This window comes from Thiobacillus sp., from assembly GCF_018780105.1.
Classification (GTDB): domain Bacteria; phylum Pseudomonadota; class Gammaproteobacteria; order Burkholderiales; family Thiobacillaceae; genus Thiobacillus.
Genome location: NZ_JADMKC010000007.1, coordinates 209,683 through 232,055, shown reverse-complemented (window position 1 = coordinate 232,055; position 22,373 = coordinate 209,683). Strand labels below are relative to the sequence as shown.

General features: G+C 64.0%; 20 protein-coding genes. 13 read left to right on the top strand and 7 right to left on the bottom strand.

The window, feature by feature from the left end:
* Nucleotides 1-30: 30 nt before the first annotated feature.
* From IV098_RS07625 to IV098_RS07585, 9 genes are all read left to right on the top strand, one after another.
* Nucleotides 31-399, top strand: coding sequence for a substrate-binding domain-containing protein (locus IV098_RS07625; protein ID WP_296887710.1), 369 nt, complete (start codon nt 31-33; stop codon nt 397-399).
* The gene (locus IV098_RS07620) at nt 368-1,564 is read left to right on the top strand and encodes a hypothetical protein (protein WP_296887708.1); all 1,197 of its coding nucleotides are present in this window, start codon (nt 368-370) and stop codon (nt 1,562-1,564) included. Before IV098_RS07625 ends, IV098_RS07620 begins: the two co-directional genes overlap by 32 nt.
* 4 nt (nt 1,565-1,568) lie before the next feature.
* The gene (locus tag IV098_RS07615; RefSeq protein WP_296887706.1) at nt 1,569-4,322 is read left to right on the top strand and encodes an EAL domain-containing protein; all 2,754 of its coding nucleotides are present in this window, start codon (nt 1,569-1,571) and stop codon (nt 4,320-4,322) included.
* Between the two features lie 65 nt (nt 4,323-4,387).
* A complete protein-coding gene (locus tag IV098_RS07610; protein ID WP_296887704.1) occupies nt 4,388-4,705 on the top strand; it encodes a TusE/DsrC/DsvC family sulfur relay protein in 318 nt (105 codons plus the stop codon).
* A 74-nt stretch (nt 4,706-4,779) separates the two neighbouring features.
* Nucleotides 4,780-5,703 carry a branched-chain amino acid transaminase gene (locus tag IV098_RS07605; RefSeq protein ID WP_296887701.1) on the top strand — a complete coding sequence of 308 codons (924 nt, stop codon included), beginning with the start codon at nt 4,780-4,782 and terminating at the stop codon, nt 5,701-5,703.
* A 10-nt stretch (nt 5,704-5,713) separates the two neighbouring features.
* Nucleotides 5,714-5,917 carry a zinc-finger domain-containing protein gene (locus IV098_RS07600; protein ID WP_296887700.1) on the top strand — a complete coding sequence of 68 codons (204 nt, stop codon included), beginning with the start codon at nt 5,714-5,716 and terminating at the stop codon, nt 5,915-5,917.
* A gap of 32 nt (nt 5,918-5,949) precedes the next feature.
* Nucleotides 5,950-6,381 (top strand): nuclear transport factor 2 family protein, encoded by a 432-nt coding sequence (locus IV098_RS07595; protein WP_296887698.1) that lies wholly within the window; start codon nt 5,950-5,952, stop codon nt 6,379-6,381.
* Nucleotides 6,378-7,361 (top strand): alpha/beta fold hydrolase, encoded by a 984-nt coding sequence (locus IV098_RS07590; RefSeq protein ID WP_296887695.1) that lies wholly within the window; start codon nt 6,378-6,380, stop codon nt 7,359-7,361. The genes IV098_RS07595 and IV098_RS07590 overlap by 4 nt, the downstream gene beginning before the upstream one ends.
* A 30-nt stretch (nt 7,362-7,391) precedes the next feature.
* On the top strand, nt 7,392-8,765 hold the full coding sequence (locus tag IV098_RS07585; RefSeq protein WP_296887693.1) for a phosphomannomutase/phosphoglucomutase: 1,374 nt from the start codon (nt 7,392-7,394) through the stop codon (nt 8,763-8,765).
* Nucleotides 8,766-8,850: 85 nt separating this feature from the next.
* Here the strand turns inward: IV098_RS07585 and IV098_RS07580 are convergent, their stop codons facing one another.
* Together IV098_RS07580 and IV098_RS07575 are read right to left on the bottom strand one after the other, a co-directional pair.
* Nucleotides 8,851-11,247, bottom strand: a complete 2,397-nt coding sequence (locus IV098_RS07580; RefSeq protein WP_296887691.1) for an EAL domain-containing protein — start codon at nt 11,245-11,247, stop codon at nt 8,851-8,853.
* Nucleotides 11,240-12,076: a phosphate/phosphite/phosphonate ABC transporter substrate-binding protein gene (locus IV098_RS07575; protein WP_296887689.1), complete on the bottom strand. Its 837-nt coding sequence runs from the start codon at nt 12,074-12,076 to the stop codon at nt 11,240-11,242. Before IV098_RS07575 ends, IV098_RS07580 begins: the two co-directional genes overlap by 8 nt.
* Before the next feature lie 188 nt (nt 12,077-12,264).
* Here IV098_RS07575 and IV098_RS07570 point away from each other — a divergent pair, with 188 nt between their 5' ends.
* Nucleotides 12,265-13,260: a magnesium and cobalt transport protein CorA gene (locus tag IV098_RS07570; protein WP_296887687.1), complete on the top strand. Its 996-nt coding sequence runs from the start codon at nt 12,265-12,267 to the stop codon at nt 13,258-13,260.
* Nucleotides 13,261-13,270: 10 nt separating this feature from the next.
* Here IV098_RS07570 and IV098_RS07565 read toward each other — a convergent pair whose 3' ends face one another.
* Together IV098_RS07565 and IV098_RS07560 are read right to left on the bottom strand one after the other, a co-directional pair.
* Nucleotides 13,271-14,440 carry a hypothetical protein gene (locus tag IV098_RS07565; protein WP_296887685.1) on the bottom strand — a complete coding sequence of 390 codons (1,170 nt, stop codon included), beginning with the start codon at nt 14,438-14,440 and terminating at the stop codon, nt 13,271-13,273.
* Nucleotides 14,437-14,925, bottom strand: a complete 489-nt coding sequence (locus IV098_RS07560; protein WP_296887683.1) for a thioredoxin family protein — start codon at nt 14,923-14,925, stop codon at nt 14,437-14,439. The genes IV098_RS07565 and IV098_RS07560 overlap by 4 nt, the downstream gene beginning before the upstream one ends.
* 72 nt (nt 14,926-14,997) lie before the next feature.
* Here IV098_RS07560 and mog point away from each other — a divergent pair, with 72 nt between their 5' ends.
* Complete coding sequence (mog, locus tag IV098_RS07555; RefSeq protein WP_296887681.1) at nt 14,998-15,555, top strand: molybdopterin adenylyltransferase; 558 nt, start codon at nt 14,998-15,000, stop codon at nt 15,553-15,555.
* 9 nt (nt 15,556-15,564) lie between these two features.
* Here the strand turns inward: mog and IV098_RS07550 are convergent, their stop codons facing one another.
* The 3 genes from IV098_RS07550 to yjgA all read right to left on the bottom strand — a co-directional run bounded on the left by IV098_RS07550 (nt 15,565) and on the right by yjgA (nt 20,587).
* Nucleotides 15,565-16,365: a hypothetical protein gene (locus tag IV098_RS07550; protein WP_296887679.1), complete on the bottom strand. Its 801-nt coding sequence runs from the start codon at nt 16,363-16,365 to the stop codon at nt 15,565-15,567.
* A gap of 61 nt (nt 16,366-16,426) precedes the next feature.
* Nucleotides 16,427-19,966 carry a DUF748 domain-containing protein gene (locus tag IV098_RS07545; protein WP_296887677.1) on the bottom strand — a complete coding sequence of 1,180 codons (3,540 nt, stop codon included), beginning with the start codon at nt 19,964-19,966 and terminating at the stop codon, nt 16,427-16,429.
* A 57-nt stretch (nt 19,967-20,023) separates the two neighbouring features.
* Nucleotides 20,024-20,587, bottom strand: coding sequence for a ribosome biogenesis factor YjgA (gene yjgA, locus IV098_RS07540; RefSeq protein ID WP_296887675.1), 564 nt, complete (start codon nt 20,585-20,587; stop codon nt 20,024-20,026).
* A 69-nt stretch (nt 20,588-20,656) separates the two neighbouring features.
* Between yjgA and pmbA the strand changes: the two genes are divergently transcribed.
* Both pmbA and IV098_RS07530 read left to right on the top strand, forming a co-directional pair.
* On the top strand, nt 20,657-21,997 hold the full coding sequence (gene pmbA, locus IV098_RS07535; RefSeq protein ID WP_296887673.1) for a metalloprotease PmbA: 1,341 nt from the start codon (nt 20,657-20,659) through the stop codon (nt 21,995-21,997).
* A 105-nt stretch (nt 21,998-22,102) separates the two neighbouring features.
* The gene (locus IV098_RS07530) at nt 22,103-22,363 is read left to right on the top strand and encodes a hypothetical protein (protein WP_296887671.1); all 261 of its coding nucleotides are present in this window, start codon (nt 22,103-22,105) and stop codon (nt 22,361-22,363) included.
* Nucleotides 22,364-22,373 lie beyond the last annotated feature (10 nt).

Here is a 22,373-nt window from a genome sequence, read left to right as displayed (position 1 = left end):
CTGACCCTGCTGACAAGCCCACTGACTGTCATGGCCGAAGTCATCGTCAACCCGAGTGTCAGCGTGAACAGCATCAGCGCATCCAGCCTGCGCAACATCTACACCCTGCGCCAAACCAACTGGCCCGGCGGCCAGATGATTGTGGTGTTCGTGTTGCCGGACAACCACCCTGCACATGAAACTTTTACCAAGGAAAAACTCGGCCTCTACCCCTACCGGTTGCGCCAGATCTGGGACCGCCTCAGCTACAGCGGCATGGCCAGCGCGCCGATAGAGGTCAAGGACGAGAATGAACTGCGCGCACGCGTACGCGCCACACCCGGAGCAATCGGTTATATAACCAAGGACGCAAGCAAGGACACACGCCATGACGGCATCAAGACGCTCACGCTGGAGTAGCCTGCTGCTGGCAGGCTTGCTGGAGGCAACCGCCGTCCACGCAGACGGCCTTGCCGATACGCGTTTCCGCATCCAGGGGTTTGCTGCACAGACGCTCATCAGCAGCACCAACAATAATTTTTTTGGCGAAAGCCGCGACGCCATCAGCACCGATTTCACCGAAATCGGGCTGCAGGCTTTCTGGTTGCCGGTTAAATCATTGCAGCTGTCCGGCCAGATTTTGTACCGCGAAGCAGGCGAAGGGGACGAGGAAGGCCTGCGCCTGGATTACGCCCAGGCCGACTGGCGGTTTTACCAGAGCGATGCTGCCCAGTTCGGGATCAAGCTCGGCAAGGTCAAGGTGCCGTACGGCCTTTACAACGAAACGCGCGACGTCCCGTTTACCCGTCCCAGCATTCTGTTGCCGCAAGCCATTTATCTGGATAGCAGCCGCAGTGTGCTGATCGCCGCACCGGGCGCCATTTTCCACGCCAGTGCGATCGGTGCGCAGGGCACGCTCGACTTCACGCTGGGCTGGGCGCAACCCGACTTCGACAGCGAAGCGGTGGAGTACGTCTTCCTGGGCAGAAACCGGCCGGGGGCGCTGAAAGACTCCTCGGCATTCAGCAGCAGTCTGCGCTGGGAGGCTCCGACCGACACCACGCTGATGCTGACCTACGTCGACGCCAATGCCGACTACGAACCCGGCACACCGGACACCCTTGGCGCAGGCGAGATCCACTTCCGCAATCTGCTGCTGTCATTTCAGCAGCGACTCGACACCGTGACGCTGACTGCCGAGTATGGCCAGCCGCGCACCGACCGCTCCGGTTTCGGCCCGGCTTTTCCCGATGGCGGGCGCGACTCGATCACGCGTTACGTGCAGGGTGAATGGCGCTTCCATCCCGAATGGGAGGTGGTGCTGCGCAACGAGGTCAACTACCGCGACAAGACGGATAAAACCGGCAGGAAACTGCAGGCGGCCACCGGATTGCCGGCGCATGCCATGTACAGCGACGACTGGGTAATCGGCTTGCGCTGGGATGTCACGCCCAATTTCATGCTGCGCGCGGAGTACCACCACGTCGATGGCACCAGCTGGGTGCCGGGGCTGGACAACCCGGACATTTTCGCCACCGAACAGCGCTGGAACATGGGCTTGCTGCAAGCAGCCTACCGATTCTGACACCATGTTCATCCCGCGCTTCGTCAGCCTGAAATGGAAGCTGCTGCTGCCGCTCACGCTGGCCATGGCAGCCGGCACCATCGCGCTCACCTGGGTGAACGACGCCAATCTGCGCAACACCGTTGAACAGAGCCGGCGTGACGACGCCATGCGCAACGAGGCGCTGCTGCGCTTTCTGATTCAGCAGAATGAACGCCAGTTGCTGGATGCGGGCACCGCGCTGGCCGACTTTCTGGTGGTCGGCAGCACCGGCTCGCTCGAGCTGGACTCTGCCGCCTTCCTGCAACCCTACTGGGATCAGCTCAGTCTGAACCAGGGATTTGAAAGCCTGCGACTTTACGATGTCAGCCAGGATCTGGTCATCGGTTTTGGCAACGTGCCCCCGGCTGACCGCCAGATTCGCGCCAAACTGGCTGAAGTGCTGCGTCAGGAGCACCCGTCCAGCGCCTTGCATTGCACCGAAAGCTGTCTGTTCGTCGGCATGGTGCCCGTGCTGCGCCAGGGCGTCACCGCCGGGGCTGTGGTGGTCACCATGGATCTTTCGGGTTTGCTGAGCGCCTTCGCCAAGAGCAGCGGACGCGATCTCGCGGTCGCGATCGACCGTGCGGGAGCGCCCCGCGTGCTGAGCGCCACCACGCCGCCGCTCAAAACGCTGCTCGGCGCGATCGACTTCACCCCTTACCCGCAGCTTCCGCACATCGAATCGGCCATCAGCCACAACGACAGCAAGACCTACGAATGGCAGAAGCTGCAACCACTGGAGGCTGCAGCCAACACGCCTTACTTCATTGCTCGCAAGGAAGTCACCGCAGACGAGCAGGCCATCAAGCGCGTGTTCATGAGCAACTTGTTCACCGGCATCGGCGTATTCGTACTTGCTGAAGTCGCGCTCCTCATTGCGCTGATCTGGTTTATGCGGCGCATGAACCGCGTCAGCTCCTGCCTGCCCCTGCTCGGCCAGGGACACTGGCAGCAGGTTCGCCAGTATCTGCGCATCCCGGACAAGGAGCCGCGCGACGAAATATCCACGCTGAAGGATGCTGCGCTATCGCTCGCGGGCCAGCTTGAAACGCTGGATACCGCCACACGCAACCAGCAAAACGACCTCGGTAAACTGGTGGACACCCTGTCGCACGAGCGCGATTTCATCACCGGCCTGCTCGATACCGCCCAGGCGTTGATCCTGACGCAGGACCAGCGCGGCGTGATCCGCATGGCCAACCATTACTGCGAAAACCTTACCGGCCTCACGGAAAATCAGCTCATCGGCAAGGATTACTTCGACCTGATGGTTGCCCAGCAGGAGCGCCAGGAATGGCGTTCCCGCCTGCTGACGCATTTCACCCGCGACCTGACGCCGCTGCGGTTTGAAGCGCCGCTGGTCACTGCGGACGGCCTGCGCAACATTACCTGGGTGCATTCCCTGATCGGCCAGGCCAGCGGCAGCGATCCCCTCATCCTGTCGGTCGGCCTCGATCTGACCGAGCTCAAGAGCGCGCAGGCGCGCGCCAGCTATTTGTCCGATTACGACACGCTCACCGGTCTGTACAACCGCCAGGGCTTCCAGCGCCGTCTGGACCAGATTCTGCTTGGCGCGCAAGGCGGCGCACTGTTGCTGATCGACCTCGACGATTTCAAGGCCATCAACGATCTGGCCGGCCACAGCGCAGGGGATGCGGTGATCCAGCGCATGGCCGAACGGCTGCGCGAACTCAAGCCCGAACCACGTCTGGCTGCGCGTCTGGGCGGCGACGAATTCGCGCTGTTTTTCGATCCCATGCCCGACGCTTCTCTGCTGCAAACGGCCCGCCTGCTGTGCAAAGGTGAGCAGAAGCAGCATATCGCCACAGCCTGCATCGGCATCACCACGCTGCAGCCGAATGGACCAGGCGCCAACACCGAATCCCTGATGGGACAGGCCGACCTCGCCCTGTCGCAGGCGCGCAGCAAAGGCCGCAGCAACTGGCATTTGTACAACCCCAAGGACGGCATTCGCGAAAACCTGCTTGATCGCACCGAACAGCTCGCCCTGATGACAGACGCCCTGCAGAACGACCGGCTGGAGTTGTACCTGCAGCCCATCATCGAGGTGCGAACCGGCCGGCCGGCCCATTACGAAGCCCTGCTGCGTGTCCACACGGCGGACGGCCAGACGCTGCCGCCCGCCCCGCTGATCGCCGCAGCCGAGGCTTCCGGCCTGATCCGCGAAATCGACCTGTGGGTGCTGCAACGCGTCATCGAACTGATCGCCCGCTGGCCCGGACTGCATCTGGCTGCCAACCTGTCTGCGCGTAGCCTCGACAACCCCGAGCTCCCTGCACTGCTGCACAATTTGCTGCAGAAACATCAGGTCGACCCGCAGCAGCTGACCCTGGAAATCACCGAAACCGCAGCGCTCAACCAGCTTGCCCATGCCGAGGTTCTGCTCAGCGGCATCCGGGCGCTCGGCTGCAAGCTGGCGCTCGATGATTTTGGCGTCGGCTTCTCGACCTTCCAGTACCTGAAGCATCTGCCGGTGGATTTCGTCAAGATCGACGGCTCCTTCATCCGCACCCTCGATCAAAGCGAGGACGACCAGCTGTTCGTCAAGGCCCTGGTCGAGGCGATCCACGGCTACGGCAAGCAGGCGGTGGCGGAATATGTCGAGAACGAGGCCATCCTCAAACGGGTCAGCGCACTGGGCATCGATTTCGCACAGGGTTACCACTTCGGCCGCCCGCAACCGGTTGAAAAGGTGCTCGGCGGCAGCCCGCCATGACACAGCTAGCCGATTGAGTTCATAGTGCTATATATAGGGTCGTAGCCTCTGAGCAAGGAGTTGCCATGACCCCGAGCAACAACCATTCAGCCCTCTTCGATTCCAGCGGTTTCCTGATCGACCCGAACGTGTGGAGCATCACGCTGGCTGACCGCATTGCCCAGGCCGACGGCCTGGGCGAGTTGAACGACCTGCAGATCGGCCTGCTGCACGCCCTGCGTAGCGAGTATGCCAAGCACGGATGCGTCACCGCGCTCAGCCACGTCTGCCATCTCACCGGACAAAGCGCCGACTGCATGCAGCATCTGTTCCCTAACCCGCGCATCGCCTGGCGCGTCGCCGGCCTGCCCGATCCCGGCGAGGAGGCTCGCGCTTACCTGTAAACAAGCGGTTTCACGCTTCGCGTCGCAAAGATTCCGGTAAAATCCGGATTTCCCTTTGTTACGAGAACCCCACCATGTCCATGGCCGACCGCGACGGCGTCATCTGGTACGACGGCAAGCTTGTCCCCTGGCGCGAAGCCACCACCCACGTCCTCACCCACACCCTGCACTACGGCATGGGCGTATTCGAAGGCGTGCGCGCATACAAAGCCGAACAGGGCACGGCAATTTTCCGCCTGCAGGAGCACACCGACCGGCTGTTCCGCTCCGCCCACATCCTCGGCATGAAACTGCCCTACGACAAAGCCACGATTTCCGAAGCGCAACGTACCGTCGTGCGTGAGAACGGACTCGAATCCGGCTACCTGCGCCCGATGGCGTTTTTCGGCTCGGAAGCGATGGGCATTTCGGCGAAGAATCTGTCGGTGCACATCATCGTCGCCGCTTGGCCCTGGGGCGCCTACATGGGCGAGGAAGCGCTGACCAAAGGCATCCGCGTCAAGACCAGCTCGTTCTCGCGCCACCATGTCAACATCACCATGTGCAAGGCCAAGGCAAACGGCAACTACATGAATTCCATCCTCGCTCACAAAGAGGCCGAGATGGATGGCTATCAGGAAGCGTTGCTGCTCGATGTCGACGGCTTCGTTGCCGAAGGTTCGGGCGAGAACGTCTTCATCATCCGCAACGGCAAGCTCTACACGCCGGATCTGACCAGCGCGCTGGAAGGCATCACCCGCGATACGATCATCCAGCTCGCCGCCGAAATCGGCCTGCAACTGGTGGAAAAACGCATCACCCGCGACGAAGTGTATTCCGCCGACGAAGCCTTTTTCACCGGCACTGCAGCCGAGGTCACCCCGATCCGCGAACTCGACAACCGCACCATTGGTGAAGGCACGCGCGGTCCGCTGACCGCGAAATTGCAGGCGATGTATTTCGACTGCGTGCACGGCCGTGCTGCCGCCCATACCGGCTGGCTCACGCCCGTCAAGTAAGCGAGCGGGCATGAGCGAACTGCATGACAACACCCAGCGCGTCATCGAGGTCAACGAGGACGATTTGCCCCTGCACTGCCCGATGCCGCAACACGCGGACTGGAACGCCCATCCGCGCGTCTATCTGCCGATTGAAGTCCGCGGCGACGCGTTGTGCCCGTATTGCGGCACGCTCTATCGCCTGAAAGGCAAGCCCAGCGGCGGCTCACACTAATTGAAGCCTGCAGACCCCGCGCCGGCCCGCCTATGAGCCCGTCCGTGTTCGCCACCCCGGAATCCGCCGAATCCGCCTTCTACATGGCGTTTGAAGCCCGCAACCTCGACGCCATGATGGCGGTATGGGCCAGCCACGAAAGCATCGTCTGCATCCATCCGCTGGTCGCACCGCTCAACGGCCGCGTGGCGGTGGCGGCGGGCTGGCGCAGCATCTTCGAAGCGGCTGGGCAGTTCCGCACGCAGGTCGAGCTTGTGCACGAAATACGCGATGCCGACCAGGTCATCCGCGTCGTGCGCGAATACCTCGTCATCGGTCAGGAAACCACACCGCGGCCACCGATCCTGGCGACCAATATCTACCGCAAGGATGCCGACGGCTGGCATATCGTGCTGCACCATGCCTCGCCGCTGCAGGTCGGCGGCAGCACGCCGCCCGATCGCACGACGCCGGTACTGCATTGATCCTGCCAAACGCCGTGCCCGGCCCCTACCGCGCGCCTGCATGGCTCCCCGGCGGCCACGCGCAAACCCTCTACAGCAGCCTGTTCATCCGCGTGCCGCCGGTGGAATACCGGCGCGAGCGGCTGGAGCTGGATGACGGCGATTTTCTCGATTTCGACTGGGTGGATGGCGACCCCGGGCAAGCGGTCGTGGTGCTGTTTCATGGCCTCGAAGGCAGCTCGGCCAGCCATTACGCCTACGACCTCATGCGTCGCGTCCGCCAGCGTGGCTGGAGCGGTGTGGTGGCGCACTTCCGCGGCTGCTCGGGCGAGGACAACCGCCTGCCGCGTGCGTATTTCGCTGGCGACAGCGTGGAAATCGGCCGCATCCTGCGCCACGTCAAATCGCGCCATCCCGACGCGCCGCTGCACGCTGCCGGCGTCTCGCTCGGCGGCAACGCACTGCTGCGCTGGCTGGGCGAGTCCGGTGCGGCGGCGCAGGCGCTGGTCGAGCGCGCAGCCGCCATTTCTGCCCCGCTCGATCTCACTGCGGCCGGCAATGCACTCGACCGCGGCTTTAACCGCCGGGTCTACACCGCACACTTCCTCGCCACGCTGAAGCAGAAGGCGCTGAAAAAAGCCCGGCAGTTCCCCGGTACGCTCGATGCCGACGCCATTGCCCGCGCCGCCAGCTTTCGCGAATTCGACACCCTGGTGACGGCACGGCTGCATGGCTTTCGCGACGCCGACGATTACTGGCTGCGTGCCTCGTCCAGGCCCGTGCTGCCCGCAATCCGCGTGCCGACGCTGATCGTCAACGCCCGGAACGATCCTTTTCTGCCGGCTTGGGCGCTGCCGACCGCCGCCGCGGTAGCGTCCGACGTGACGCTGGAACAGCCGGAAACCGGTGGCCACGTCGCCTTCCCGTCTGGCCCATTCCCCGGCAATATCGACTGGATGCCACAACGGCTGATGCAGCATTTCGACACCGTCCAAAGGTAGAATCGGCGCACCCTCAATCAGGAGTGCGCTGTGGAATACCCCAAGGAAATCTTCAAGGCCTACGACATTCGCGGCATCGTCGGCAAAAGCCTCACCCCGGAAATCGTCGAGGCCATCGGCCACGCGCTCGGTTCCGAAGCGCTCGCCCGCAAGCAAACCGAAATCTGCATCGGCCGCGACGGCCGCCTGTCCGGCCCCGAACTCGCCGCTGCGCTGGCGCGCGGCATCCGCAAGGCCGGCATCGGCGTGGTGGACCTCGGCATGGTCGCCACCCCGATGACCTACTTCGCGGCCTATCAACTGGGGACCAACAGTGCAGTGATGGTGACCGGCAGCCACAACCCGCCCGATTACAACGGCCTGAAAATGGTGCTCGGCGGCGAGACCCTGTCGGGCGACACCATCCAGAAACTGCGCCAGCGGCTGGTCGACAACGACCTCGCGCACGGCGACGGCAGCTACCGCGAATACGACATCGCCGGCGAGTACCTCGCGCGCATCGTCTCCGATGTGAAACTGGCACGGCCGATGAAAATAATCGTCGACTGCGGCAACGGCGTACCCGGCGCGTTTGCGCCCCAGCTCTACCGCGACATGGGCTGCCAGGTGGAAGAACTGTTCTGCGAAGTTGACGGCAACTTCCCCAACCACCACCCCGATCCCTCGCAACCGAAAAATCTGCAGGATCTGATCGCCGCGCTGAAAACCAGCGACGCCGAAATCGGCCTGGCCTTCGACGGCGACGGCGACCGCCTCGGCGTGGTCACCAAGGACGGCAGCATCATCTTCCCCGACCGCCAGCTGATGCTGTTCGCCGACGACGTGCTGTCGCGCAACCCCGGCGCCGAGATCATTTTCGACGTCAAGTCGACACGCAATCTGTTCAGCTGGATCACCGACCGCGGCGGCCGTCCGCTGTTGTGGAAAACCGGCCACAGTTTCATCAAGGCCAAGATGAAGGAAACCGGCGCGCTGCTGGCGGGTGAAATGTCCGGCCACGTGTTTTTCAAGGAGCGCTGGTTCGGCTTTGACGACGGCATGTATGCCGGCGCACGCCTGCTCGAATACCTGAGCAAGCAGGCCGACATCAACGCCACCCTGCATGGCTTGCCCGACACCGTCAACACGCCCGAACTGAACATCCAGATGGCGGAAGGCGCGCACTACGCGCTGATGGACACGCTGCAGAAAACCGCGACCTTCCCCGACGCGCAGGAAGTCATCACGCTGGACGGCCTGCGCGTCGAATACGCCAACGGCTTCGGCCTCGCCCGTCCCTCCAACACCACGCCAGTGATCGTGCTGCGCTTCGAGGGCGACAGTCCCGAGGCGCTGGAAAAAATCCAGGCCGACTTCCGCCGGGTGATCCGGCAGGCGGCGCCCGATCTCGCGCTGCCGTTCTGAACCGGCACGCGATCAAAAAAGCCGCCGCATGTCTTGGTGAAGACATGCGGCGGCTTTTTCACACCTGACGAAGCGTCCTCAGGCCCTAATCCATCTGCAGCAGTTCCGGGCGGTGCAACAGATAGCCCTGCACAAAATCCACGCCCAGCGTTTTCAGACACCCCAGCTCGCCCTGCGTTTCCACCTGCTCGGCCACCGTTTGCTTGCCCAGCTCGTGCGCCAGCGTGTGCATGGCTTTGACGATGGCGAGATTCTCGCGGTTGTGATCCAGGCCGCGCACGAAATCGCCGTCGAGCTTGAGGTAGGCCGCGGGCAGGCGCTTCAGGTAGCCCAGCGAAGACTGCCCCTTGCCGAAGTCGTCCAGCGCAAACTGGATGCCGCGTGATTGCAGCGTCAGGATCAGACGTTCGCACGCATCGAGGTTGTCGATCGCAGCCGTTTCGGTGACCTCGAAACTGATCCGGGCAGGGTCGAGCTTGTAGCGATCCAGTTCTTCCAGCACAAAATCCGCAGTGCCCTGGTCGCTGAGACTGCGCCCCGACAGATTCAGCGCATACCAGGCCTGATCTTCCGGATGGGTGTCGAGATAGGCGAACAGGTTGCGCACCACCCAGCGGTCGAAACTCGGCGCCAGACCGTAACGCTCGGCCGCCGGCAGGAATTCGCCCGGTGAAATGATCACGCCATCCTCGCCCCGCAGACGCAGCAGGATTTCGTAATGCGGCTGGGCGATCCCGGGCGCCAGCGCGACCTTCTGCTGGCGGTACAAGACAAAGCGGTGCGCCTCGAACGCCTTGGTGATCGCGCTCACCCACTGCATTTCGTCGCTGATTTTCTGCAATGCGGGATGGGTCTTCTCGTAGACCTGGATCATGCTGCCGCCGAGCGACTTGGCGTGGTAACACGCGGTATCCGCCTGCGCCAGAATCTCGCCGATATCGGTCATGCCGCTGTGCAGTTCGGTCACGCCGATGCTCACGCCCAGGCGGAATACTTTCTCGTCCCACTCGAAGCGAAAGCGGTCAATTTCGTCGCGCATGCCCTGGATGTATTCCAGCGCCGCCGGCAAAGTGGTGTCGACGAACAGCAGGCCGAACTCGTCCCCGCCCAGGCGCGCCAGAAAATGCTGCTCGCTTTCGGCGCGCCGGGCCAGCAACGCAGTCAGCCGCTGCAACAGGGCATCGCCCGCACGATGGCCGCAGGTGTCGTTCACCAGCTTGAAGCGGTCGAGATCGATGTAGCAAAAAATATAGCGCTGCCCTTTTTGCTGCACGCCCTGCAAGGCCGCGGCCAGCCGGTTTTCCATGGCGCGGCGATTCCACAGGCCGGTGAGATGGTCGCGCTCGGCCTGCTGCGCCAGCCGCTGCATCAGGCGGCGCATTTCGCTTTCATCGTGGAACACCAGCACGCCGCCCAGCACCTTGCCCTCGCGCGAGCGGATCGGCGCGGCGGTGTCGCTGATCGCCAGCGTCGCCCCGCTCGGACGCACAATCACGGAATGGCTGGCCAGCTCGACGACCTGGTTGCCCCGCAGGGCAAGCTCGAGCGGATTGGTCACCGGCGCACCGCTGTCTTCGTTGAACAGCGGCAACACCTCGGACACTGGCCTGCCGCGCGCGTGGCTGCTGCTGTAGCCGGTCAGTTCCTCGGCCTTGGGATTGATGAATTCGATCAGGCCGCGCGAGTCGGTCACGATGACGGCATCGCCGATGGACTCGATCGTCACCCGCAGGCGTTCCTTTTCAACCAGTAAATCCGCATGCTCGCTTTCCAGCGCGCTCACCAGCTGGCTGACGTGGTCGGCCATGTGGTTGAACGCCAGCTTGGTTTCGCGCACCTCGGGGGACGAACCATGCGCCAGGCTCACGCGCGCGCGCAGGTTGCCGGTTTCGATCGCGCGCGCCGCTTCGCGCAAGGCGGCCAGACCCCGACGGTTGCGCCCCAGCAACCAGTTCAGCAAGAGCATACTGACCGCGAGGCCGATAATCACCAGCCAGGTAAAGCGCACGGTGAGGCTCCACAAGCCTTGTACCGACGGCGTCGGATCCAGCATCACGCTCATCCTGCCGTAGTTGCTTCCGCCCACTTTTACATCCGACTCCGCCAGCGGTGCAGGCAAATCGAGCATAAGGGAAAACCACGCTGGGGAAGTCGGATGTACGGACGGGGTCCGTGCTTCATAAGAAAAGCCGGGCGAAACAAATCGCGCCAGCAAAATATGCTCATGCCTGGTCCGCGCTGCGATCAGCTGCTCGATAGCAGGATAGTCACGCAGCAGCACCTGATCCTGGATCACGGTCATGAATGCGCTGAGTTCGCGTTCAGTCGCCAATTCCAGATTCTTCTGGGCACGTTCCCGCAGCGAGAACCCCAGGCCGATCAGCGTCACCAGATACATCAGCAGAATCAAGGCAAACACCGCGCCCAGGATATTCGCCGTCAGGCTGTAGCGGGTGGCGCGCACGCCCATGTGCTCATTCATTGAGCGGGACCAGGGTAGCTTTGAGGAACGCCCGGTAATTGTCGTAATCACGCTCGTCGGCCGGGGCAAACCCCCACGCCTTGGAGGCGCCGACCTCCCGTGCCGCCGCCTGCAGCACACGCTGCCCTTCCGGGTCTTCGGTCATGCCGACAAAGGCCGCACGAACCTTCTCGCCATCGGTCTGGCTGACGCGCGGCGATGCCATGACTGCCAGATCGTAGTAAGGATCGGAATCGCTCAGCACGCGGTACTTCAAGCCGTGCCGCTTGGCGAAATCCGCCATCACCTGATGGTTGACCCCGGCGGCGGCCACTTCACCCGACACCAGCTGCCCCATTGCCGCCTCCTGGTTGCCGGCAAATACCGGAACCACCTTGACTCCGGCGCGCAGCAAGGCATCCATCGGCACGTAGTAGCCGGTAAAGCCATAGGGATTGGCAAACGCCACCGGCTTGCCCGCCAGTGCCGCAAGCGATCTCACTGGCGAGGAATCGAGCACGACCAGCTGACCGCGAATACCGGCCGAATTCTGGCGCGCCAGCACGCGCCAGCCGAGCCGGTCGCGCTTGGGGGTGAACAAATGATTGGTATAGGCAAAATCCAGTTTGCCTGCCGTCACGCGGTCGGTGGTTTCGTTGGCGGTACGTCCGATGTGCAGTTCCAGCGGCACGCCGGAGCGGGTCGTCACATAACTCAGGATCGGGTTCCAGTAAGCCGCCGTTGCCTGCAGGCTGCGCTGGTTCAGCACGCCGAACGCGTAGGGGCTGGGGGATGCGGCGTGACAAGCCGTCCCCAGCATCAGGATCAGACTGATCCAGAATGACTTCATGTTGTCTCCTGCTCATCGTTATTGTTGGACTGCGATTGCTTTTGCGCTGCGGCAGCATGCTGCGGTCACGGAACAGCCCGCACGAATGGATGCGTTTTAATCCGTACCGCTATGACGGTCAGGAACGGGCCAAAATTGAGCCCACAGAACCTGAATCCGCGTGTATTTGATCTGAACACGCCCTAAAATTGCCGCAGTTTCCCGCATCGACCCCGGAGCCCATCATCGACTGCCTGCTGTTCCACGACTCAAAGGCCGAAGCCATCGCTTTCGACGCCATCAGCGACCATGTCGGACAGGATGGCCGCTTCATCTGGATCGAGCTGAAATCGCCCGACAGCGCCCTCATCACTCGCCTGGGCGAGGAACTCGGCCTGCACGCGCTGGCGCTCGAAGACGCCATTTCCACGCACCAGCGCGCCAAGCTGGAAGACTACGAGGGCCACCTGTTCATCGCCCTGCGCACCGCGCAACTGTGGGAAGCGCGCATCGAATTTGGCGAAACCCATCTGTTCGCCGGCAGCAACTGGCTGGTCGCGATCCGCCACGACAACGGCAGCGGCTACCAGCGCGTCAGCGAGAAGCTGCAACGCTGCCCCAGCGGCATCAAGCCGGGTACGCCCTATGCGCTGTATCTGGTGCTCGACCTGATTGTCGACCAATACCGTCCGGTGATCGACGGCATGCAGGACCGTTTCCTGTCGCTGGAAGCCCAGTTGACGGGCGGGGCCAAGCCGGGACGCGGCATGCTGGACCGGCTCTACGCCTTGAAGCGCGACCTCACGGCCCTGCGCGATGCTGCCGAACCGATGCAGGAAATCACCCACAACCTGTTGCGCCTGCATCCCGAACTGGTCACCAAATCGCTCAAGGCGTATTACCGCGACATCGACGACCACGCGGTGCGGGTCGCGGCGGCGATCGACCGCCTGCGCAATTCGGCTTCGGATGCCATGCAGTTCCATCTCGCCTCGCTGTCGGTCAAGCAAAACGAATCGGTGCAGAAGCTGGCGGGCTGGGGCGCGGTGCTGGCGATCCCGACGGTGATATTCAGTCTGTACGGGATGAATTTCGAGTTCATGCCGGAACTGAAATGGCGCTGGGCCTATCCCGCGGTACTGCTGGTGACCGGCGTCGCCATGGTCTATCTGATCCGGCGGCTGCGCAAACGCGGCTGGATCTAAGCTCCGCCGGCTATTTCCACTGCGCGCGGGCGTAGCGCACGCGCGTCCCGTCGGCACGGCGGTCCAGCCACACCAGATGCAGCCTGCCGCGCTCGTCTAGCGCGGCCACCGGGTCGCTCTGATCGCCCGGCCCCGACGCTGCCGACACGGCGACGTTGTCGCTGAAACCGCTCCCCTCCCAATTCGCCAGCCAGACGTCGGACGTGCCGTCGCGCGCGTCGTCCCACACGGCTGTCAGCCGCGTGTCGTCGGCAACGACGCTGGCATGCCACTGGACGATGCTATCGCCAAAACTGTCCTGCACGCGCAGGTTGGGGGTGTAAGGCCCGCTGCCGGTATCGAAGGCTGCATACACGTCGTAACCCGAGAGGAAGTCGCGCTTGTCGAGCCACACGGCGACCGTGCCCTGTTTCCAGGTCGCCAGCTTGGGCCGCATCGCCCCCAGGCCCGCGCCCAGCCCGTTCATGCCGCCACTGGCCTGATCGGTGATGCGCAGCGGCTCGGCGAAGGCCAGCCCGGCATCGCCCCGGCTGGCCATGGGCACCGTGTGATGGGCGCGGCGGTCTTCCCAGGCCACCGTCACCCCGCCGCTGCCGCTGACCGCCAGTGCGGGCCAGGCTTGCCCGTCCGCCGGCAGGCCGGATTCGACCGGCTGCACGCGCGCCAGTGCCAGCCTATTGCCGTCAAGCGCCAATGCGGCCACCACGATGCGCCGATGGGCACCGGCTTGTTCCGCCCACGCGGCATGGATGTTTCCGTTGCCCGTGGCCAGCGTCACCTGTGCGGCGTCACCCGCGCTCAGGCGCAGCGGCGGCCCGTCCGGCAGCACGCGCGCGTGCACCCTGCCCGCCTCTTCCCAGGCGGCCAGAAAGCGCCCCTGCCCCAGCGGCGCGACCACCGGCTCGTAGCATTCGCCGTCGCTGAGCGCGCGCTCAGGCTGGAACACCGCAGCTGTGGCCGGCTTGATCGCCGCATAACAGCGCGGCGCGCCACTGCGGTTGTCTTCCCACACCACCGCCACCGCGCCCCCCGCTGCAGCCACCCCCTGACGGTTGGCCGATTCCAGATGCGGAAAAATCGCCGGGCCATGGGCCGAGTTCACCTCAAGCGCCGCTTCCCAGCCCCAGCCCGCATGCCCCGGCATGGCCAGCAAGGCGAGCAAGCCCAGCGCCGCCCTCACGGTCTGCCCCCGAGGAACTCAAGCAGCGTCTGCTGTTTGTAATGTCCGCCGCGCACGTAGCGGTCGTAGTCGCGAAAATCCTCCACGGTCTTGAATCCGGGAATCTGCACGATCTGCTCGCCCGCCGGCGTGAGGTAAGCGAACAGCGGCGTGGCAAAGGCGTTCATCCGCACGCCCAGCTCGGCCTCTGTGATGCGTTCGCCGCTCGGCAGGGTGACGCGCCGCCCCGATTCCGAGTCGACATACACCAGCTCGTAATGCGCGCTGTACAGCTTTTTCAGCGCGGGATCGGAGAAGGTGGTCTTGTTGGTGTGGGCGCACCAGCCGCAACCGTAGCGGCCGAAGTACAGAAAAACCGGCTTGCCGCTCGCGCGCGCCGCCTTGAGGCCGGCGCTGTAGTCGACAAAGGGATAGCCCGCAGGCGGGTCCGCCCATGCGGTTGTGGCGGCAAAAAACAGGGCAAGCCATAACAGGGGCTGTTTCATGATTGATCTCCTCGGGTATTGGAGGTCATTCTGATAAATTCGGCGCTTTCCGCAAGCAGACATTCAGACCATATGCCCCACGACCCCCTCCGCATCGGCCTTGTTTCCATCAGCGACCGCGCCAGCAGCGGCGTGTACGAAGACAAGGGACTGCCCGCGCTCGAAACCTGGTTTGCCGGGGTGCTGCGCAATCCGGTGCAGTTCGTCACCCGCCTGATTCCGGACGAGCAGGCGCTGATCGAAACCACGCTGATCGAGCTGGCCGACACCGAACGCTGCGCGCTTATCCTCACCACCGGCGGCACCGGCCCCGCCGCCCGCGACGTGACGCCGGAAGCCACGCTGGCGGTCGCACACAAGGTACTGCCGGGATTCGGCGAAGCGATGCGCGCGGTGTCGCTGAAATACGTGCCGACCGCGATCCTGTCGCGCCAGGTCGGCGTGACGCGCGGCGCCAGCCTGATACTCAACCTGCCGGGACAACCCAAGGCGATCAAGGAAACCCTCGACGGCATCTTTGCCGCCGTCCCCTACTGCATCGATCTCATCGGCGGGCCTTACCTCGAAGCGTTGCCCGGCAGCATCGCGGTGTTCCGTCCCAAGTCCGCCCTACGACCCGCGGCGGAGTGATGCAGTAGTTCAGTCCGGCGCAGCATATTGCTGGCGAAAGCCGGCGTCGACATTGATCTCGTGAGCGGTCTGCGCGCCGATCGTGCACTGCGCCAGGCTGGGCGGCATCACGATATTGCCTGCCGCGTTGACGTAGCGCCCCGCCATGATTTCAGCCGCCGTGCGCGGCATGCCCTCCGGCCAATCCGGCTCGGCGTAGCCCTGCGGATAGAGCGGCCGCCCGCCGGGGCCATACTTGTCTGACGCACCCAACGCATGCATCAATTCGTGCGCGATGACGATGTTGTTCTGCTGCGCCTGCCGCGGATCGGCGAAGGCGTGCACCACGCCGATCAGGCCCTTTTGCAGACCCAGAGAATGTTCCAGCGCAACGCCATCCTGCGGCGCGTGATACAGCACGAAGAGATTGATGCGGCCGAGCTGCGGCATCGCTTGCCCAGAATGCTGATACACCCACCAGCGCAGCTGCAGGCTCCACCAGATGGTTTTCAGCACATTGCGGTCGTGCGGCGGCGCAGGCGGTTTGTCTGCCAGCTCCGGCTTCAGGGTGATCTGCATGGCTTGATTCTGCTTCACGCCGTAGCGCGCGGTCTCGCGTTGCAGGAAAGCATTGATGTCGTCGAAGTCGCTCGCCTGCAGCGCCCGGATCGTTTCCACCGCCTGTTCCGAGCCATCGCCATTGATCGGCGTGATTGCCACATCGAGCGGCGCCTGCCAGCCTCGCACCAGGGTCTGTTCCAGCCAGTTCAGGCTGAATGCGCCGGCCAGCACACCGAGCAGGATAAGAATACGGAATCGGCGAAAAGTCATGAATGCGGGCGTCCAGCGGAGGAGCAGTCCTTAACGGCCGGCCCGGCGGCCGCTTGAGCTGTCACGGCTGCGCCGCCGGCGCGGCTGCCGGCGCGGGGTTCCCCGATCCAGCTGCACCCAGCACCAGCTTGCTGCCAATCATCTTGTCCTTGACTGGCTGTTCGAGCGGGGCAGCCACGCTGACACGCCCGGCTGCCAGGCCGTACTGGATCAGGCCGTCACGCAGGGTCTGGCCGCGCGCCTGCGCCAGCCGGATCAGCGCGGCATCGTCGACGACGACATGCTGCGTGAGTTGCTCCAGCAGCTCCAGATGAAACGGCGACGCCGGGCCGCTGTCGCGCGATTTGAACAGGCGGCCGAGCCGCTCGACGGTCGCGCTGTCGGTGATCGCGTTGCCGCCATCCTTGGCCTTGTAGCTGGCGCGTAGCGTCTGGTACTGCGCCTTGCCGACGCGTTCGGCGTAGCGGTCTTCGAGCCAGGTCTGCACCTTGTAGCTGTTGACATCCACCGGGCCGGGCGCCTCGTCCGGCGCCAGCTTGATCCCCATGACGATCGCCACTTCACGGCGCAGCGCCTGCTCCTGCAACGCGCGCCGGTCGGCCAGCGGGTCGAAGCCCGGTTCGAGACTGAGCGTCAGCGCGGGCCGTTTGTCCATGGCCTCGGCCAGCGTTTTGAGTTTCTCCTGTTCCGGCGGCAACAGCACGCCGCTGCCGGGCTCGAAGCTGACGCCATCGAGCTTGTCGGCATTGACGCCCAGCAGCTTGCCCAAGGCACGGAAAGGCGCGGTCACCAGCTTGGTCAGCACGTTGACGATCGCTTTCCAGATGATTCTGCCGTAGCTGAATTTCGGGTCGTCGAGGCTGCCGGATATGGGCAGGTCGAGGTCGATGATGCCATTGCTGTCTTCCAGCAGGGCGATGGCCAGGTCGAGCGGCAGATGCTTGACGTCGGGGCCCTCGACCCGCTCACCCAGCTTGATCCTGTTGATGACGAACTTGTTTTCCCCCGCCAGCTGGCGCTGCTTGACCTTGTATTCGAGGTCGACCGAGAGCGTGCCGGACTCGATGCGACGGCCGGCGAACTTGCCCGAATACGGCGTCAGGTTGGCCATTTGCAGATTGTGGAAGGCGAGCGTGACATCGGTGAACTCGGTCGCCTTGAACGGTTGCAGCGAGCCGCGGATCCGCGCCGAACCGAACTCGTCGACCTTGCCGTCGAGCTCCAGCTGCGCCACGGTTGCGGGGTCGTTGGACACCCCGTTGATCACGCCGGACAGGGTGTGCATCAGGGTGCCGAATTTGGGCGTCAGCGAAAGATCGGCGAAATCCAGCTTGCCGTTGTCGACGCGGACCTGCGCGATATCCAGCGGAAACGCCGGGGGGGCGGATGGAACCGAAGCCGTTTGCGCCGGGGCGGGCGAGCGGGCCGCTGGCGCCGCATCGTCCGGCGTCTCCGCGCGCTCTGCCCCGGCCTGAGCCGCCGCTGACGGCGCCGGCTGGACGGGCTGATCGCGCATCAGCGTCTGGATATTGCGCCGGCCGTCTTCGTGGATCAGGATTTTGGCGAACGGCTCGGTTGCGCGCAGCATGGTCATGCGTACCCGGTTGGGATGCAGCCCCACCTGCAGGTCGTCGCTCGCCAGGCGTTTCCAGCCGAGGAAGGACGCGCCGCTCAGTTCTTCGGTGATGTCGAGCCGGTCGACGCTGAAGCCCCCCTTGAACGCAAGCGTCAGCGGCTTGCCCTTGGCCGCCGCCAGTTTCAGCCGGCCGGCGGTGTTCGCCGTGCCGCGGTTGAGGTTCAGCCGCACGAGGGTGTTGATATAGGGTGCAAACGGTGTCAGCGACAAACCGGCCAGCTTGAGTTTCAGCTCGCCCGTCAGCGGCGCGGGCGCCAGCGTGCCGCTGGCATCGAAACGCCCGCCCTGCTTGACGGCAAACCCGGCCTCGACCGGCAGCGGGCGCGCCTGATCCAGACTCAGTCCGGCCAATCTGACGAAACCATCGGCGAGATCGAGCCTGACCGGGCGAATCGTGGTGTGGTCGGTGAATCCAACAGCAACGCCTTCGAGTGAAAACCGCGCCAGCGCAAGCTGCAGCGGCGGGGCTTGCGCATCCTGGGATGCAGGCGCGGCCGTACCCGGGCCTTTCTGCAGAATGCGCGCCCAGTTGAGCGTCGCGTCCTTGTCCCGCGTCACCTCGGTCGTCAGCCCCGACAGCGTCAGCGCGTCGATGTCGAGACGCCTGTCGGCCAGCGCCATGCGCGCATTGTCGAGTTCGGCACGCGCCAGCTTCGCCACCGGCGCATCGCCCGAACGCAGTTCGACCGGGCCCAGCGTCGCCTTGACCGGGCCGACCGTCAGCGCAGCCGTGGCGCCGATTTCTCCCGCCACGGCGGCGCTCAGGTCGAAGCGGCCGACATGGGCGGTCAGCGGCTGCGCGAACGTCTGGTCGGTGAGTTGCGCCGTCCACCCGTCCAGCGCGATTTCGCGCACCGCGAGCTTCCATGGTGCTGTGGCGGCGGCGGGCGGCGGGGCCGCCGCAGGCGCAGCTACAGGTGCACTGACGGGGGCGAACAGGGTCTGCCAATCCAGCACGCCTGCCGCGTTGCGGGTTGCCACGATCTGCGCGCCGCTCAGGCGCACACTTTCTACATCGATGCTGCGGCGCAACAGGTCGGCATTCGCATGGTTCACGCTCGCCTCGCGCAATTGCAGCACAGGTGCGCCGCCGCCTTTCGGTGCGACGACCAGATCATTCACCCGCAGGTTGGCGCCCTGCACCTGCAGCGAGGGCAGGTCCTCGCCCGCTTTCGTCCGCACCATGGCGAACTGGTAATTGAGCCCGGCGGCCAGTACGCCCGCAGGCAATTCAAAATTGCGCGGGCTCTTGATCACGTGCAGCAGCTTGCCCAGGCGCACGTTCTCCAGGCCGATCTGGCCGGCCGACGCCAGCGGGTTGAGGCCGACGTCGCCTTTCCATTTGAGCGTGCCGCCCTGCTCCGGCAGCTTCGCGGCAACCAGATAGTCGCCGCGGTCCTCGGGCAGGGTGGACAGGCCGTCGAGCTCGATACCAAGCGGTTCGAGCGAGACCTTGAACGGCGGGCCGCTGCGGTTGGCATCGGTGTAGTCGATGTCGCCGTCGACAATGCGGATGTGGTCGATCAACACGCGCGGGACGGTATCCGACGGCGGTTCCTTGTCTTCTTTCAGCTTGTCGAGCAGGTCCTGCCAGTTGAGCCGCCCGCCGGGTTGCACCCGCAGCGTGGCAGCCGGCCTGTCGAGCTGGATATCCTGGATACGCCAGGCCCAGCGGAACAGCCCGGTGGTGCCGAGATTGAGGTAAAGGCGCTCGAAACCGGCCAGCGGCGCGCCGTTTTTTTCTGCCAGTTTGAGGCCGGTCACGGTGGCTTCGAGGGTAAGCGGGTTGAACTCGACCCGCTGCGCGGAAAGCTGGCTGGCCAGCTTGTGCTCGCCCACCCAGGGGAGCAGCTTTTGCGCCAGCGGATTGACCAGGAAGAAGCCGAAAATCAGATAGGTGCCGAACAGCCCCGCAGCGATCAAAAACGGCAGGCTCAACGCAATTTTGACCACCCGTCCCCACATGCTGCGCTCCCCCTGTCGGCGATTTCCCGCACGCCCCGCAGGGTCTGTGCGGATAACTCAGTTTTTCTCCAGCGCCTCGCGAATCACCCGAAAAATCTCGCGAAAGGCTTTCGGCGGCTTGCTGCGCGCCGCTTCGTCGCGCGCATTGCGGATCAGCTGCCGCAAATGCGTGGCGTCGGCATCGGGGTGCGCATTGAGAAATAGGGTCAGTGCCTCATTGTCCGCAATCAGCTTGTCGCGCCACTTCTCAGCCTGGTGAAACTTGGCGTTTTCCGCCACCGACACGCCGTTGAACACATCGAGCTGGGCCTGGATCGGCGCCGGGTCGATGCCGCGCATCAGTTTGCCGATGTACTGCTTCTGCCGCCGCAGCGCGCCGTTCTGGGTGATTTTGCGGCAGTCGGCCACGGCGATACGCAAGGTTTCCGGCAGTTCGATGCGCTTGAACTGGGCTGCGGGCAGTTTGACCAGGATTTCCCCCAGATCCTGCAGGGCTTCGACATCGCGTTTTTGCTGGCTTTTGCTGGGCCCACTGTAGACCTCGTCGGGGTCGAATTCCAGCTCGGCATCGGGATCGATCAGGCGCACGGTGGGGCTTTCGGTTGCTGTTATGATCGCCATTGTAGTTTCCAGCCCAACAAAACGCCCAAAAAAACATCGCCGCCCCCCTTCCCTTTTCGCCTACACGCCATGTCCCGTTCCCATTTCAGCTACACCCGCGACCAGCTCATCAGCCTGTCCCAGACCGTCATCGAGCACGCGATGAAAAGCGGCGCCACCGCTGCCGACACCGAAATCTCCGAAGGCATCGGCCAGAACGTTTCGGTGCGCCAGGGCGAAATCGAAACCATCGAATACAACAAGGACAAGGGCGCGGGCGTCACGGTCTACGTCGGCCAGCGGCGCGGCCATGCGTCCACCTCCGACCTGTCCGAAGCCGCCCTCAAAAGCGCCGTCGACAAGGCGCTCACCATCGCCCGCTACACCGCCGAAGACGAAGCGGCCGGCCTGCCGGACGCCGACAAACTGGCACAAAACGTGCCCGACCTCGATCTCTATCACCCCTGGGCGCTGACGGTGGAAGAAGCCGCTGCGCGCGCGCAGGCCTGCGAGGCCGCCGCGCTGGCGGTCGACAAGCGCCTCACCAATTCCGAAGGCGCGGGCGTCTCCACCCACACCTCGCAGTTCATCTTTGCCAACAGCCTCGGCTTCTGCAACGGCTACGCCGGCTCGCGCCACGGCATCTCGGTCGCGGTGATCGGCGAAGACGCAAGCGGCATGCAGCGCGACTACTGGTACAGCAGCGCGCGCAACGGCAACGACCTCGACGCCCCCGAAATCGTCGGCCGCACCGCCGGCGAGCGCACCGTGCGGCGCCTCAACGGCCGCAAGCTCGACACCCGCACCTGCCCGGTCGTGTTCGAAGCGCAGATCGCCACCGGCTTGATCGGCAACTTTGTTGCCGCAGTGTCGGGCGGCAGCCTCTACCGCCAATCCTCCTTCCTGCTCGACAGCCTCGGCAAAACCGTCTTCGCGCCGCACATCAGCATCCGCGAAATGCCCTTCGTGCGCGGCGGCCTCGGCAGCGCGCCGTTCGACAGCGAAGGCGTTGCATGCCTGGAACGCGACGTGGTGAAAAACGGCGTGGTCGAAGGCTATTTCCTCTCCACCTATTCGGCGAAGAAACTCGGCATGGCGACGACGGGCAATGCCGGCGGCAGCCACAACCTCATCGTCTCCCACGGCGACCTCGATCTGGCCGGCCTGCTGCGCAAAATGGGCACCGGCCTGTTCGTCACCGAACTGCTCGGCCACGGCGCCAACATGGTCACCGGCGACTACTCGCGCGGCGCGGCGGGTTTCTGGGTGGAAAACGGCGAGATTCAGTACCCGGTCGAGGAAATCACCATCGCCGGCAACCTGGCCGAGATGTTCAAGGGCATTGTTGCGATCGGCAAGGATGTCGAGCGGCGCGGCAGCAAGCAGGTGGGGTCGATTTTGATTGACAGGATGACGCTGGCGGGGAATTGAACCAGCAGGGTTAAAGGTGTTGAGACAGGAGGCCAAACATGTCCAATAGTTTTTATTCCGTCAGGCGACTGCTATTTAACGTTAAACATCAGAATGGGAAGCGTTATGGAAACTGAAACCGACCTGCATCAACTCTCTAAGCTTGCCGACGCGCGTTTGAGCGTAGCGGAGAATTTGGGCTGGCCACTTGCTGCTCTTGCAGCAACATCTGTTTACCTGAAGTGGGAAAGCTGGTTACTCGCGCTTGGCGTTGCGGTCGCTGGCTACGTCTTGGCCACAATGAAATACCGCCGCGACGCGGCGAAAGCCGAGGACGAATATTTCCGAATCGCAGGACTTGGAAAATACGCTGTGCAAGAGAACTGAAACGGTCAGC